We start from the raw sequence: 16590 nt of genomic DNA on the forward strand, positions 1-16590 counted from the left end.
ATGCACATAATGGAGTCAGCTCTTAATTGGTTTTTTGGACTTGGAGGAACAGTATTTGTTCCTATTATTATCTTTGTTCTTGCATTGAGTTTCAGAATTAAATTTTCGACAAGTTTAAGAAGTGCAATATATATGGGTATAGGGCTGACAGCTTTAAATCTTGTTATTGATTTGTCAGTTACTGCAATGGCACCAGTAACAGAAGGTTTATCTAAAAGATTGCATGCTGATTATTCTGTTATTGATATTGGTTATGGGAATGTTAGTATTGCCTGGACCTGGCCAGGGGTCATAGGGGTTATTATTGGTATTCTTGTAATAAACCTAATTTTTGTTTTCTTAAAACTCACCAAAACACTTTGGGTAGATATGTGGAATATTTGGCATGGTCAAGCGGTCGCTGCATTAATGTGGGCTTTAACAGGGAGCATTACAGTTGGTATTGCCACTGGACTTATTTTTTTGATTGTTAATATGTTCTTAGCTGATTATCATGCTAAAAAATTCCAAGAGTTTAATGAAATACCGGGTGTTACTATTGTAGCGACTTCAGGAACCTATACAGCAACTTTCGCCATGTTTGTTATGAAGATCATTGATAGAATACCTGGACTAAGGGACCTTGAGGCATCGCCAGATGCAATTAAAAACAGATTCGGAATTTTCGGAGAAATATCTGTAGTTGGAGCAATTATGGGTATTATTATGGGTGTATTAGCAGGATCCAGTGTACCTACAATTCTCAATCTATCGATTACTTTGGCAACTGTATTAGTTATTCTTCCAAAAATGTTATCAATTATTGCTGAAGGAATTATTCCAATTTCTACTGGTGTATCAAAATTCATGAGAGCAAGGTTCCCAGGGAGAGACTTACACATTGCCGTTGACCCAGCCGTTTTATTAGGCCACCCCTCAGTAATGTCAACAGTTATCTTGATGTATCCAATATCGATATTTATAGCTGCGATCCTGCCTGGTGGTAATTTTATACCTGTGGCTAGTTTAGCTGTGTTACCTTATTGGGTTGGGGGCATGGTTCCTTATACAAGGGGAAATGTTATTCATACAGTAATTGTTGCGATACTTTGGATCATCCCAACAACGTTAATCTCATCAGAACTCGCATCACTAACGACAGAAGCTTCACGATTGACAGGACTTTTTACAGAACAAATTTCTCAAGGTGCAAGATATACTAACTGGGAAGAAAGCGGAAATATTTTGCTTTGGTTCTTTGTAAAAATAGGTAATCTTTTTGGCTTTAAAGGATAAAAATGGAGAAGTAGCTTATGATGAAACTTGCTCTACTTAAAAACAGTAAAGAAAAAATAATAGAAAAATATAATACAAGAATAACGGTTAACTGCTGAATGCTGAAATTCCGTCGAACAAAACGGGTGAAAACTGTGCGATTTCTGCATATCAGAATGGTCCATTAACAGGAAAGTCAATTTATGTGTTTTGGAATGAGGAACCTGAGCTGTTTGGAAACCCAGTAGATTGAGTTGTCCCGTTGTTAACAAAGATTTTAGATGCAAACATGGATCTATCTGTACAAGTTTATCCTGAAGACACTTATGCAAAAACGCATGTAAATGGTGAATTAGAAAAAATAGAGTGCTGGTATATTGTCAATTGTAAAAAAGATACCGATATTATCTTTGGCCACAATGGGAAGACAAAGAAGAGCTTGTAGCACAAATATAACAAGGGTAATGGAATGAATTATTGTGTTGAAAAAATAAATCCTGGAAATTTTTTCTTATCGCGAGCGGAACTATCCATTTCTATCTTTATGATATAAATAATGTAATAACATTATACCATTATTTCTAAAATGACAAGGCGGAGTAATGTGTCAAATGATGATCTTGCTCCAGAAATAAAAGTGGAACAATTTAAAGGTGTATGGGAACATTTATTGTTCTTGAATGAGTTAAAAAATATACGATTCGCAATACTAGCACAAATTCCAAGAGTAAAGTCACTGTTATTCAAGCATTTGTTTGTAATCTATTAGGAGGTTTCACATGAAATTCAACGCAGGTTTTGATATAGAAACGGATACAGAGAAACTAATATTTCATTATGGTCCAGAATGTTTTGGGCCTGAAGTGGAACAGCGCCGGCTAGATGATATTCGTCAAAGTTTAAAAAATCCTTCAGCAGATGGCCCTTCAGTTTTATATGCGATTGCGATGGATGTTGGGAAAAAAAAACATCTAGCTGATTTAAAAAAACGTAATTTACTTTATGGTGCTGTAATTTACTCGAAAGGCCGGATAGGTAATGAGCCTGTTAGGAGTCAAGGCCATATTCACGCGATTTCTAATTCATGCAATAGTTCAACTCCAGAAGTCTATGAAATTTGGGAAGGAGAAGCAGTAATTTATATGCAAGAAACAGCAGAAGATAATCCTGGACGTTGTTTTGCAGTACATGCAAAAACTGGCGATGTGGTGATTGTTCCGCCATCTTGGGCGCATTGCACAGTAAATGCAAATACAAATAAAAATATGGCGTTTGGCGCGTGGTGCGTACGTGATTACGGATTTGATTATAAAGGAGTGCGCGAACATGGCGGTGTCGCTTACTTCCCGACCGTGCAGGATAATGGTCATTTGGCGTGGAGTACTAATCCATCCTATCAGGCACCAGAGTTGATTGTTAAAGCAGCACGTACCTATCCAGAATTCGGGATTGAAAGAGACATACCAATCTATACTCAATATGAAAATAATCCGAATTTGTTTGCGTTCGTTACAGACCCTGAAAGTGTAAAAGATATTTGGATCAATTTTGAGCCTTAATTAGCTGAAGGAGGGTTTATTCTATGAGCTTACCGGAAAAAAATATCTATTGGCCCTATTATGGAAAAGGTTTAAACTCGTTTGGGGTAAATGACGCACCAATAAAAGAAAAAATGCCGGAACCTGGTCCAAAAGAAGTTTTAGCAAGAGTAGATGCTGTAACCATTTGTGCTTCAGATGTGAAGATGATTAATATGGGGAATGATTATCCGCTATTTAAAGATCGCGATTTTAATAAGAATCCTGCCCGATTAGGCCATGAATTGTCTTTAACAGTTGTGCAACCAGGGGGAAAAATGGTACAAGATTGGCCTGTTGGAAAAAGGTTTGGCATACAGCCAGATGTATATATGCGAGGCGAACGGTTTTGTATTGGTGTTAATGTCACTGGAGGTATGGCGGAATATATTTTGCTAAGTTCGGAAGTTTTCACTTCGGATAACGGTAGTTGTGCTTTTCCTGTCAATGAAAAATTCACATATGCGTCGGTTGCACAAACTGAACCATTTGCATGTGTGGAAGCAGCTTTTATCCAACATTCCCGACAATCGTTTCAAGAAAATGGCACCTTACTAATATATATTGACGCAGGGATTCAGAAAGATTTTACGCTAGATTATTACTTTGAAACTCAGCAAGTACAGCTTTTTGACCCTGGTAATAATGCCGGAAGTAAGGTGAAGGTGGATGGGGCTGATGTTACCATAATTAAGGGAATTCCAGAAATGTTGTTCAATGACATTATTATTGTGGGAAATGCGGGTAATGAGGAAATGATTAAATTGACGGAGCATATGGCCGAGAAAGCGATTCTTTGCTGGTTACCGGAAGATGAAGCGACTCGTTATGTTAAGGCGGATATTGCTAAAGTGCACTACAATAAAGTCAATTTAATCGGCGCTCCTACCCAAAAACTTTCTGATGCGCTAAACCCAGCGAAATATCGTTATGATTACAAACCTGGCGGAGATTTGCTGATTTCTGGGGGTGGCGGTGCGATGGGCCGAATTCATACGATGCGTGCGTTACTACATGAAAATGGACCGAAACGTGTTATCGTAATTAACAGAACTAAAAATCGACTGACATCGCTCGAAGAAATCTTTGGAGAAAAAGCTCGGGAAAAAGGTATAGAACTAATTGTTATCGCACTCGATGAGTGTCAAGATTATAAAGCGGAAATTCGAAAACATCTAGGAGAAAACGGCGCTTCCGATATTGTTGTTTGCGCACCTGGCGTAGGACCCGTAAATCAAGTGGTAGAATTTTTAGCAGATGACGGTATGCTTGTTCTTTTTGCCGGTACGAGTTATGGTAATTTTGGAAATTTGCCATTTGGTTTGGTTGCATCTCACAACGCTTCGATTACAGCAAGCAGTGGCTCAAGCGTGCAAGATCAATTGTCCGTAATTGAAAAAATGGAAACTGGAGAAATTAATCCAGACATTAATATTGCAGCAATTGGTGGTTTATATGCTACAAAAGATGGAATTCAGGCAGTTCAGGACCGTGTATATGCAGGAAAAGTGGTTATCTATCCAACATTATCAGATCTGCCACTAACAGATTTACGCGAACTTGAAAAAATCGATGGCATGCTAGCTGAAGAAGCAAGTAAAAGCGGCTGGTCAAAAAAATGTGAAGAAATGTTATTTGAACTATATAAAAATCGGGGGAATGCGTAATGACGACAAAAACAATAGTTCACTTTGGCGCAGGAGCATTGGGACGCGGCTTGGTCGTTCCTTTACTCGAAGAAAGCAATTATGATGTTGTCCTTGTCGATGTCGATGAGAAGCTGATTGCAGAAATCAATCGCGAAGGAGGCTACCCACTTTTTAATACGGATGTTGAAAACGACAAACAACATCGATTTGTTAAAGTAAAAGCCGCAGTTTCACCAATTGCTGACAAAGAGTCCTTGCAATGTTATTTAAGTGAAGCAAATGTGATTACCACTTCTGTCCGCCGAGAAAACTTGATTCATATTGGTCGAACACTACTAGAATTACTTCAGCCTGGCGAAGAAAAAGTCATACTCTGTGCGGAAAACATTGAGCATGCAGGACAATTTTTTAAAGAGATATTGAAAGGGTTGGAAAAAGAAAACAACCGTGAAATTATACCTTATTTAACGATTCCAGATACTGTAGTTGACCGGATTTGCGCTACTTCTTGGCCGGATAACTTGACTGCAATGACAGAAAATTTTTATGAATTTTCTGTTGATCAGCGACAACTCTCGAAAACGAATATTGAACTTATTCCAGCAATTGTCGATTTAGAAGGCGCTTTTGCTAGAAAACGGCTGATGGTCAATACTTTCGCAGACGCATCTGCCTTCTTGGCACTCGCAAAAGGAAAAACTTATCTACATGAGGCAATTATCGATCCTGAAATCCAGCAGACATTATATCCGTATTTTAATAGTTTTCAATCCTTACTAGTTCAAAAATACGATTACAGGGTAAATGAGCTGATAAAATGGCAAGAAGTCTATAGAAAACGACTATCAAATAATGGGATTGAGCGTGAGCTTCTGACTGTGGCACGGAATTTATGGGCGAAAATGACTTTGGAAGAGCGCTTTTTATGGCCGATTGTTGAACTTATGAAGCTTGGCGAAGATGTCGAAGATAGCATTTCCGTTTTAGTTGACTTAATCAAAGCTAGTACACATGAAACTGGCGAAACACTCCAACCAAAATTAGAAAAGCTTTGGAAAAAAGGGGAATATGGTACAGAAATTTATCGTTTGGCAAGTAAGTACCTTTAAAATGCTTGGGTGTTACTGCATAGGGCATAGGAAGGAAGTTAGTAACACCCAAGCACCAAGCACAGTTTTTCTGGTTTACAATTAAAACGTGGAGGTAATAAACATGAAAATCTCAAAATTCATTGATACATCTAACATTATTTTATCTCAAAATCCTACTAATAAAATGTCATTATTTGATAATCTAGTAAACAAAATGGTTGAAATTAAAGCAATCGATAAGAAAGATAGTGATTCTTTTCGGGCTGCCTTAGAAGAAAGAGAAGCACTTTCGACAACAGGAGTCGGTAATGGTATAGCTATCCCACACGCAAAAAGTGATATCGTGAAAAATCCGACACTGCTATTTTTACGCTCTGATACTCCCATCGCTTATGACTCTTTGGACGGTGAACCAGTACAACTTGTCTTTATGATTGCTGTTCCAAAAGACTCTTCTGATGAACATTTGAAGATCCTTGCTGAACTTTCTCGTTGTCTGATGGATGACGATTTTCGAAATTCACTTATGAAAGCGCGAACAAAAGAAGAGGTCATTGCCACATTAACAAGCAAAGAAGGAGCCTCTGAAAAAACAGCAGAAAAGCTCGCCAGTAAAGGGCTCATTATCGGTGTTACTGCTTGTCCGACAGGGATTGCTCACACCTATATGTCTGCTGAAAAGCTCGAAAAAGCAGCCAAAGAAATGGGCTATGATGTAAAAATCGAAACAAATGGGTCAGTTGGTGTCGGAAATCAGCTGACAGCAGAAGATATCGAGAACGCGTGTGCTGTCGTTATTACTGCAGATATAAAAGTTAGTACTGATCGTTTTGCTGGAAAACGGGTCTATATAACTAGCGTCTCTAAAGGAATTAAAGAACCAGAAAAAACTATTAATGCAGCATTAATCGCTCCACCATTCAATGCTTCCAACAGCAATGAAAAAGTATCGGCAAGCATATCAAATGGAAAAGAAAGAGGACCTGGCATCTATGCCAGTCTAATGAACGGTGTTTCCAACATGTTACCACTTGTTGTCGCCGGTGGTATTTTGATTGCGATATCGTTCTTCTGGGGTATCAACGCAGCCAATCCGGATGATCCCTCCTATAATGCAATAGCAGCCATGTTCAGCAAAATTGGTGGTGCTGCCTTTACGTTATTTGTTCCTGTCCTGGCCGGATTCATTGCCTACGCGATTGCTGACCGCCCTGGACTTGCACCGGGACTTGTGGGTGGATATCTTGCAAATACTGGTGGAAGTGGGTTCCTTGGAGCGATTGTTACTGGTTTCTTAGCTGGTTATGCGATTAAATTCTTACGATATGCATTGAAAGGCTTACCTAAATCATTGGAAGGAATTAAACCTGTTTTACTATTCCCGCTTCTAAGTATTTTCATTGTCGGCGTTATGACCGTTGCACTGTTGAATCCTTTCATGGGGGAAATCAATCAGTGGATTGCCACATTCCTCGATAATATTGGAACAACCAATAAAGTCATTCTTGGAGTTGTCATTGGTGTAATGCTCGCTGCAGATTTGGGTGGGCCAATCAATAAAGCCGCTTACCTATTTAGTGTCGGCGCACTTACTAGCGGAAATTACTACATCATGGCCGCCGCAATGGCTAGTGGTATGGTACCATCACTAGCTGTGGCTGTTGCTGCTACAATCTCTAAGAAAAAATTCACTAAATCCCAGTGCGAGGCTGCAAAAGCTAATTACGTTCTAGGTTTGTCCTTTATCGCAGAAGGAGCGATTCCATTTGCCGCCAGTAACCCGTTTATTATCCTCCCTTCCTTGATGATTGGTTCGGGTGTCGCTGGTGCACTAGCAATGGTGTTCAATGTTACCAGTCCAGCGCCACACGGAGGAATTTTCGTAATTCCAGTGATCGGACACCCAATTCTCTTTCTTGTTGCACTAATAGTTGGTGTTGCTATATCAACTTTCTTAATCTTGATACTTAAACGAGACCGCCCAGAAGAGAATGTGAATCTTTAAATAGGTTTAGAACCATCAACGACGTAAAATTGATAAAGACAATGACATTAATATTATTTTTATAAGAATACAAGAGATAATATTTAAGACTTATTTCTCTTTCATAATTTAAAATTTAAAACTAGGAGCATGATCTAACATGGTAAACAAAACATTCAAAATTATTGATGAGTCAGGAATTCACGCTCGTCCAGCGACAATTTTAGTACAAACTGCAGGCAAATTTGATGCCAATATCACCTTAGAATACAAAGGTAAATCAGTAAATTTAAAATCAATTATGGGCGTAATGTCTTTAGGTATTCCAAAAGATGCGGTAATCAAAATTACGGCTGAAGGATCAGCTGAAAAAGAAGCCATTATATCATTAGAAGATTCTTTAAAGAAAGCGGGATTAGCAGAATAATCACAAAAGATATTTTAGGAATTGCTGTATACGATGGCTGCAGACAGTATGAACCAACGTGTTTCCTAATATATCAAGGCCATATAGCCCATCCATTTTAAGTTTGGTTAAAATGGTGATGAGTGTAGTAGTCCACATATCATTAGGTGTCGTTAAAGGTGGCTGAATAAGAGAATAAATTAAATTGATTAATGACTCTAACGAGTGAGAGAGTTTTTCTGCATTTTATGTGAGTTTGGCGAAATTTAATATGAAAACTGCCTTTTATATAGTATTATAAGGTATTTTTTTAAAACAAAGAGACTGATAATTCCTCCTTTTAAGAATATACACATTATTAAAAGGAGGAATTATTATGTCAACAAACGTATTATCTTTACCAGCTTATTATTTTTATATTAATGGGGAGTGAAGAGAAAGTAAGTCTAGTGAAACAATTAAAATCACTTCACCTTATATTGATGAAATGATTGGAAAAGTACAGGCGATTACGACTGAAGAGGTTGATCAGGCAGTTCATTTTGCTCAACAGGAATAGAAAATATGGGCAGAAACCTCACTTCAAGAACGAGCAAAGTTTATGTATAAATGGCAGTTGAATTAGTAAATATGCAAGATGAAATCGCTGCAATAATTATGAAAGAGGTCGGCATAAGTCTTAAGGATGCAAAAAACGAAGTTGTACGGACTGCTGATTTAGTTACACTGTAGAAGAAGCACTACATATGCACGGTGAAAGTATGAAGGGAGACAGTTTCCCTGGAGGGGTAAAAACGAAGATCGCCATTATTGACCGTGTACCTTTAGGAGTTGTATTAGCGATCTCTCCGTTTAATTACCCGGTAAACCTAGCAGCAGCAAAATTGGCATCGGCATTGATTTCAGGTAATGCAGTTATCTTTAAGCTTGTACACAAGGGGCAATTAGTGGGATTAAAATGATTGAGGCTCTTACAGAGCACAACTCCCAAAAGGGATTGTAAACTTGGTGACAGGACGGGATTCTGTGATTGGGGATTACCTTGTCGAGCATAAAGGAATTAATATGATTTCATTCACAGGGGGAACAATCACAGGTAAACATTTAGAGAAAAAAATCGCGATGATCCCACTTGTTCTTGAGCTTGGTGGAAAAGACCCTGGGATTGTCCGTAAAAACGCAGATCTGGAAGAAACTATAAAACAAATTATCAGCGGTGCGTTTTCATATTCAGGTCAACGTTGCACTACTATTAAACGAGTATTGTGCATGAGAGTGTAGCGGACGAGCTTGTAGGTATTTTAAAAGGTGAGAATGAAAAATTAGTAGTAGGTTCTCCAGAAGAAGGTAGCACGGTTGTTCCGTGAATTGATGAGCAACCAGCAGATTTTGTCCAAGGTTTAATCGATGATGCCCTCGAAAAAGGCGCAACACTTGTAATAGGAAACAAGCGTGAACACAACTTAATTTATCCTCTCCTTTTATACGTGTATCTTCTGATAAAGAAGCGATTAAACTTGCTAACAAGTCTGAGTTTGGATTGCAAGCAAGTGTGTTTACAAAAGACATTAATAAAGCATTTGCAATTGCCAATAAGATTGAAACAGGAACGGTGCAAATAAATGGACGAACTGAACGCGGACCAGACCATTTCCCGTTTATCGGTGTAAAAGGGAACAGGCATGGGTGCACAAGGAATCTGTAAGAGCATTGAATCAATGACACGTGAAAAAAACAGTGTTAAACATTCGAGAGTAATCGAAACTATTATTTAATTTATGGATGAAAGAAATACCCACTTTGTCTACCCTGAACTCTTATCAATCATACTAGTATATTTACTTAGTAGTCTCCTTTTATTATAAGCCACATAGCTGCTGGTATTGATTAAAGAGAAATTTACACAGAACAAAGTAGTACTCATTATACCTTACATAGAACAGTGAATATGTTTGTCCAATCGTTTAAACCTCCTTATAATTGATTAATTTTATTGATTAAATCGTCTTTGCTTAGTTTTGAATTGGAAATACGGGATTTCTATGGTATCATTTAATGTAATGACAATAATACATTAAAGTGAGGGACGACTAGAAATGGTGCGGAAACTAAACAAAATGAATGAAGCCCAACCGTTATATGCGCAAATAGCAGATGATTTGCGTTTTAAAATACAAACGGAAGAATGGAAGGTAGGCGATCAAATCCCGCCTGAGCTTGAGCTGTGCGAGTTATACAAGGTTAGCCGTATTACTGTTAGAAAAGCAATTGACGTGTTGGTCCGTAAAAATTTACTTTACCGGGAACGTGCAAAAGGAACTTTTGTGGGGGACGGGGAGGAATCGGAAAATAATCATATTACATTTGTACGCAGTTTTACCAATGAAATGAAAGAAATCGGGAAAAAAGCAGAAACGCTCTTTGCTGAGGTAGGTATTATTAAAGCAAACAAAACACTAGCAAAACATTTGGAGATTAATGTTGGGGATGAAGTGTTGCAGCTTAAGCGTCTGCGCGGCACCGAAAATATTGCTTTTGCGTTTTTTGTTAGTGCAATTCCTTTTACGCATGAATATTCGCTTGACAGTAATGATTATTATGGCTCTTTTTATGAATATTTAAGCCAATTTGGTATCAGTATTGATCAACAGAAAGAATATATTGAAGCGGTGTTGGCTCCAAGTGAGGCTCAGAAGTTACTTGGTATTAATAACGAACCAGTATTAAAACGTGTTAGGATGACAAGTCAGAAAGAGAGTAATTTTAGAGAATATAGCGAGTGTTATTATATTGGTAGTCAATACAGATATTATATTGATTTTAGTTGAAAACGAAAACGCATTACCCCGCAGTTATGGAGTTGAAGTGACCCCCTTAGGTTGGACTAATAATCCTACTTAGGGGGGATTTGGTTAAGGTTTTCAAGTGAAAATAGAGAAAAGGTGGTTCTGGTGCAAATATGACCTGTTAGAAACATAGAATCTCAATATCCTTTTCATCTATGAATTATGAAGCTACTCCAAATAATTTATGTATAAATTCAATCTCACTTTGGACAGACTTCACCCCTTGTTGAATGAATGCAAAGACTCCTGTCATCCAAATACTTAAACAGTATTTGGATGACAGGAGTCTTTATTAAATATTAGTAAAGCTACTAACGGGAGTGGTGTCGGCTACGCTGGCATTACCCCTTCTTAGAGAATACACCCGTTCAAAAAAGTAGACTTTTATGAACGGGTGTTTTTTGTTTGAAAACTGTCAATATTGGCGTTCGTAAAACTTTAAAATTAATTTATGAACGTTCATTTAATTATATATACTTTTATGAACGATTTTTGATAGAATAATAGAAAAAGAACCAAAATGAAGGAGTTTTAAATGGACGTTCGAAAATTTGGATACATACGAGTTAGTAGCAAAGATAAATAGAAGAAACACGTCAAAAAAGGAGCCTTTGCCGATATGAACTGTAACCCGAATAATGGACACTTATAAAAAAGTGCCATATATTCGGGTTTTTCTATGTCCTAAGACAGAAAACCCGTTTATAATAAAAGCAATTATTGTGGACGGAGGATTTACATGAGTAAGAACCTATTTACGGAATTTCAAATTAAAGAGTTAGAGAAGAATCCTAACGTTTTACGTGTTTCTGAACGTTCTATATCTTATGTTCCTGAATTCAAAGTAAAGGCTGCAATGGAATAACGAAGTGGAAAATTACTTTCTCAAATCTTTATCGAAAATGGTTTTAATCTTGAGTTGATCGGTAAAAACCAACCAAAAAGATGTCTTCAAAGGTGGCGCGACACCTTTGAGAAATTTGGTGAAGTTGGGCTTCAGTCAGATCGTAGAGGCAAATCCAGTACAGGACGCCCTTCATCAAAGGAACTATCTGCTGAAGAAAAGCTCAAAAAGGCTGAAGCCAGAATAAAATTCTTAGAAGCTGAAAATGACTTCTTAAAAAAGCTAGAGGATCTAGAAAGGCAGGCGTTGAGGGAAAAACGTTATTAACACGATCAGAGGAATATCAACTTATCGAGCAAAGCATTCGTCAACACCAATTAAAAAACTCAGTAAGTTTTCTATGTGGGCTAGCTGGCGTAAGTAAAAGTGGGTATTATGCTTGGTTAAAGGCAGTCTCGATTCGCCAACGTAAAGATGAAGAGGATCAAAAGGACATTAAATGAATCCAATATATTTTCAATCAGAAAAAACAAAAAGTAGGGGCACTACAAATTAAAATGATTTTAGAAAATGATTATTATGTTGTAATGAATCAGAAGAAAATTAGACGGTTAATGCGTACATATCAACTTAGTACAAAGGTTAGAATGGCAAAGCCTTATAAGAAAATGGCAAAAGCAACACAAGAACATGGGACACGCGCTAACCTCTTAAATCGTGAATTTAATCAAGAAGAGCCAGGGAAAGTGTTATTAACGGATATCACTTATCTGTATTATGCGCATGGACAAAAAGCCGATTTATCCTGTATTAAAGATGGCAGCACAAATGAAATACTCGCCCATTATCTGTCCACTTCTTTAGAAATGGATATTGTTTATAAAACTTTGGAAAAGCTTAATGAAACTACACAGAGACATTTTCATCCAGGAGCTAACCTGCATTCGGACCAGGGTTTCCATTACACTCATCCCCTCTTTCAAGAGAAAGTAAAGAAACTAAGAATGACACAATCCATGTCTCGTAAGGGTAATTGTTGGGATAATGCTCCAATGGAATCGTTCTTTGGCCATTTTAAAGATGAAGTCGATTATAAAGAATGTAGTAGTTTAAATGAATTAAAACATATAGTGGATTCTTATGTCGAGGAGTATAACAATCGTCGTTACCAGTGGGAATTGAAAAAGATGACCCCGGTTCAGTACCGAGATCATCTAATTGCAGCATAGGACCTTTTATTAAACTGTCCATATTATGGGTTACAGTTCAGTTTTACCTGTCTTTTATCCAATATATAAATTACTAGAACAATTACAAATAAAGTTGCAAAGAAATTATTTGTGATAAATTCCCCTGTTGAACTATAGGCAATATTAACACCTAAATTAATAAAGGCCATAGCAACTCCTGAAAAATACAAACGTAACATGCATTTCCGTCTGTTAGATGTATGTTTGTATCCTAAAACAACACAATATACGAAAATTGGGGCAGCCAACCTGCCAATCCATCTTAAAAATTCTGGAGTACCAGGGATGAATTGCCCTGTGTGATCAATAAACATAGAAACTAATGTGATTAATTTAAGTAATGTAGTAGTCATTTAAATATTCCCTCACTCTTATAAAAGGCAAACAAAACCTCCTATTTGGAGTTTTTGTTCATTCTTTATAGTTATCATTGTACATGATGCTCCGGGTGATCCAGGTTCGGATGCATCCAAAGCAGCCATTGAAAATACTAGAAAAGGGGAAAATTGAATGTACGAAAATAACTAAAATCATACATTCAAAAAACCTCTTCTTCAGATGATAAATTAATACTCATTAAATTGTCCTTTATTTTAGGCGATTATTTATTTATAAAAAAATCAAAAAAGTTTAAGCCAAATTGAACTTTCAATTGTCTAATATAGGTAGCACAAAAAAGAGAGGGGGGAACTACTATTATACGATTAGTGAAAAAAGCTCAAAAAGGGAACGGCGAAGCCTTTTTAACGCTTTTCCAACAATATGAAGTAGATATTTATCGAATGGCTTATGTATATGTCAAAAACAAAGAAGATGCTTTAGACGTAGTTCAAGAAGTAGCATATCAATCATTTAAAAAGATAGATACATTGAAAAAACCAGAATATTTTAAAACCTGGCTGATGAAAATTACGATGAACTGTGCAATCAATTTAATAAAAAAAAATAGTAAGGTGGTTCTAATAAGATCAGAATACGAGGAGTTTATAGAAACCGAAGAAGAAGAAGATATTCCTCTTACTTTATCACTACAAGACTTGATAGATGGTTTGGAAGTGGAAGAAAAAAGTGTTGTACTTTTAAGGTTTTATCAAAATCATACCTTTAAAGAAATTGCTGAGCTGTTAGATATGCCAATGGGAACCGCAAAATCAGTTTTATATAGAGCTTTAAAGAAACTTAGAAATAAATATTTGAAAGGAGATGGTGTTAATGAGTAATAAAATAAAACAAGAGGTTGATAAAATTGATATCCCAAAAGAACTTCATAAGAGAAGTGAAATGGGCATTTTAAAAGCGAAGAACGAAAGGCAAAGAAGTAGAAAAAGAAATAATGTAAAAGGCATCGTTGTAGCTGCTGGTTTACTTGTATCTATTGGAATATTCTCTTTAGTTAATAATAATTTTATTAAAAATAGTACAACACCTAATCCTGATCAAAATACGGTTGCTGTCACTGAATCAGCAACGGACAGCATTCGTACGGTTGATATTGAAGCTAATTATTTTGTGTATGAAACGGTGGACAAGCTCAGCCAAGGCGCTGATATTATTCTCGTCGCATCCCCCATAGATGACTTTGCTAACCGCGAGCATCGCTCGACGAAGTTCGAAGACGGCGCCATCCAAGACTTCTATACGCTAACAAATCTAAACGTCGAGCACATAATCAAGCAGCCTAAAGGAATGAACATTGGCTCACAAATGCAAGTAAATGAACCGGTTAGTATCATTACAGAAGCTGACAAACAACAAACAAAAGTTACAGTAGAGGAATACCGCGAGATGAAGCAAGGCAGGCGTTATATCGTGTTCCTGAAGAACAATGGCATGGGTGGCTATAGCGTTATCAATATGAACAACGGTAAGTTCAACCTTGATGGCGGCGATGCACAGGACATTCCAACAAACACAAATGAGAAAGCGTTCAAAGAAAGGCTGAAGAAAGATATTCAATCAAAGTTCAACGTGAAGTAATCCTACTAAGCCCAGTATGTTTGCGTAACAAAAATTATGAGTTTCGTTACAGGGTTTGTATAAAAATTCCGCTTTATAAAAAGTAGTAAAGTTAAAAGCTTCAGTTACCCTATTACGCAATTGCCCCTTATAAGGATATGGCGCTGAGCTATCTTATAATACTATAGGAGCCATGAGACAAAAAATAAAGATGAATGTATTAGACAAGAGTAAAAGGGTGAGGGATATTAGTCATGATAATATCCCTCACCCTTTATGCTTTCGAAATAAGGATAGTTTTGCCTTACTGAAAGATTATAAAAAGTAGTTTTGGGGATTTTTTAATGCACTTGCAATTTTCTTAATTCCATCTTCAATTCGATAGGCGTCAACATTTGAAACATTCAACTTCAAAATCCGTTCGTGGTAAAAGTCATCTAAATAATTTCTTTCAACTGAATCCAGATATATGCCTTCTTCTTGCAAATGATAAACAAATGATTTCAAATTCACACGCTTGGGCAACACAATATGACTATGCATTACAATTTCTGATGTTGATTCGTAGGTAGGTAAATGATCTTGTACTGATTGATGTAGAATTTTCGCACGTGCATGATAGATGTTACTGACTTTCGTTTTATTATGTTCAAACATACCATTTTTCAAATAGAGATATAATGCGGCTTGTGAAATCATAGAGCTGTCGATATCCGTTGTCATTTTGTATTTTTGAAAAATGTCAATAATTGAAGGAGGAAGAACCGCCAATCCAACTCTTAACCCAGGAAACATAATTTTTGAAAAGCTTTTTAAATAGATGACTTTATCATGGTAATCATCAGTAAAAAGAGGATCATGCTTTGGATTGTATTCAAAATCTACTAAATAATCATCTTCTAAAATGTATACATTATATTGGTGTGCTAATTGTAAAATAGCCTCTTTTTCTTTTTTACCGTATGAAGATCCTAAAGGATTATGAAAGCGTGGCATTGTATAAAAAAATTTAATATCTTCTTCATGAAATATTTGTTCTAGTCGACCTAAATCAATACCTTTCGCGGTACGTTGAATTCCTATTGCTGGAAGCTGTAAGGTTTTCAGCAGATCCATATATAAATGATAGCTAGGTTGTTCAACTAGAATGGTGGAACGATTATTTGGAAAGGGCATAATACTTAATAAAGAAAGAGCCTGTTGAACACCTGTAGTGATGAAAATCTGTTCGTTATGCGTGAATACTTGGTAAGATTCTAACAGTTTTTTAGCTTCTGCTATGAGTGGAGGCCAACCTTTTGGCGTTCCGTAGCGAAATAATTCTTCTTGATAGGTATCAATTGCTTTATTTGTGCAGTGTTGAAATTCTTTATAAGGAAATGCATGCCAAGTAGGAGATGCGCTTGCAAAGTCAATTATGTCAGTGGACAATGGGGTTTTGAAGACGTGATTATCCACAACATAATAACCACTTTTCGGTAGAGCATAAATAATATGTTGCTCCTCCAATTTCTTTAAAGCAGTCAATACCGTGCTTTTACTACAAGAATATTGGTGTGTTAAATTTCGAATGGATGGTAATTTTGCACCGGTCGAAAATTTACCAGACTGAATTTGCATCAGAAGTGATTGATAGATTGATTCATATTTAAGCATCATAAACCTCCTTACACATCTGTATCGGTACAGATGTGTATTTTTTATATCGTAAAGGTTATTATTATCTCTTACGA

Annotated in this window: 12 protein-coding genes and 2 pseudogenes; 12 read left to right on the top strand and 2 right to left on the bottom strand. The window is 36.7% G+C overall.

The genetic code is table 11. The features are described from left to right. The 10 genes and pseudogenes from AC625_RS10995 (at position 1) to AC625_RS25760 (ending at position 12880) form a co-directional block, all read left to right on the top strand. The gene (locus AC625_RS10995; RefSeq protein WP_049681327.1) at positions 1–1275 is read left to right on the top strand and encodes a PTS transporter subunit IIC; all 1275 of its coding nucleotides are present in this window, start codon (positions 1–3) and stop codon (positions 1273–1275) included. A 583-nt stretch (positions 1276–1858) separates the two neighbouring features. Next, positions 1859–2023, top strand: coding sequence for a hypothetical protein (locus AC625_RS26720; RefSeq protein WP_156187505.1), 165 nt, complete (start codon positions 1859–1861; stop codon positions 2021–2023). Between the two features lie 10 nt (positions 2024–2033). Next, positions 2034–2813, top strand: a complete 780-nt coding sequence (locus tag AC625_RS11005; RefSeq protein WP_049681328.1) for a glucose-6-phosphate isomerase family protein — start codon at positions 2034–2036, stop codon at positions 2811–2813. 23 nt (positions 2814–2836) lie between these two features. Continuing rightward, on the top strand, positions 2837–4498 hold the full coding sequence (locus AC625_RS11010) for an alcohol dehydrogenase catalytic domain-containing protein (RefSeq protein ID WP_049681329.1): 1662 nt from the start codon (positions 2837–2839) through the stop codon (positions 4496–4498). After that, the gene (locus tag AC625_RS11015; RefSeq protein ID WP_049681330.1) at positions 4498–5589 is read left to right on the top strand and encodes a mannitol dehydrogenase family protein; all 1092 of its coding nucleotides are present in this window, start codon (positions 4498–4500) and stop codon (positions 5587–5589) included. Before AC625_RS11010 ends, AC625_RS11015 begins: the two co-directional genes overlap by 1 nt. Before the next feature lie 103 nt (positions 5590–5692). Beyond that, entirely contained in the window at positions 5693–7576 is a 1884-nt protein-coding gene (locus AC625_RS11020; protein ID WP_049681331.1) for a PTS fructose transporter subunit IIABC, read from the top strand. A 139-nt stretch (positions 7577–7715) separates the two neighbouring features. Beyond that, entirely contained in the window at positions 7716–7982 is a 267-nt protein-coding gene (locus tag AC625_RS11025) for a phosphocarrier protein HPr (protein ID WP_049681332.1), read from the top strand. Between the two features lie 355 nt (positions 7983–8337). After that, positions 8338–9736, top strand: a pseudogene (locus AC625_RS28185) (aldehyde dehydrogenase family protein). 321 nt (positions 9737–10057) lie between these two features. Further along, positions 10058–10789, top strand: a complete 732-nt coding sequence (locus AC625_RS11035) for a GntR family transcriptional regulator (protein ID WP_049681333.1) — start codon at positions 10058–10060, stop codon at positions 10787–10789. 757 nt (positions 10790–11546) lie between these two features. Continuing rightward, positions 11547–12880: pseudogene (locus tag AC625_RS25760) on the top strand (IS3 family transposase). Between the two features lie 23 nt (positions 12881–12903). Here the strand turns inward: AC625_RS25760 and AC625_RS11050 are convergent. Further along, entirely contained in the window at positions 12904–13254 is a 351-nt protein-coding gene (locus tag AC625_RS11050) for a TraX family protein (RefSeq protein WP_053178072.1), read from the bottom strand. A 354-nt stretch (positions 13255–13608) separates the two neighbouring features. Here AC625_RS11050 and AC625_RS11055 point away from each other — a divergent pair, with 354 nt between their 5' ends. Further along, a complete protein-coding gene (locus AC625_RS11055; RefSeq protein WP_245644985.1) occupies positions 13609–14121 on the top strand; it encodes a sigma-70 family RNA polymerase sigma factor in 513 nt (170 codons plus the stop codon). Then, complete coding sequence (locus AC625_RS11060; RefSeq protein ID WP_049681335.1) at positions 14114–14878, top strand: hypothetical protein; 765 nt, start codon at positions 14114–14116, stop codon at positions 14876–14878. The genes AC625_RS11055 and AC625_RS11060 overlap by 8 nt, the downstream gene beginning before the upstream one ends. Before the next feature lie 294 nt (positions 14879–15172). On the opposite strand, the gene AC625_RS11065 is transcribed toward AC625_RS11060, so the two are convergent. Next, positions 15173–16513: an aminotransferase-like domain-containing protein gene (locus AC625_RS11065; protein WP_049681336.1), complete on the bottom strand. Its 1341-nt coding sequence runs from the start codon at positions 16511–16513 to the stop codon at positions 15173–15175. Positions 16514–16590 lie beyond the last annotated feature (77 nt).

Source organism: Peribacillus loiseleuriae (genome assembly GCF_001183985.1).
Classification (GTDB): Bacteria; Bacillota; Bacilli; order Bacillales; family DSM-1321; genus Peribacillus; species Peribacillus loiseleuriae.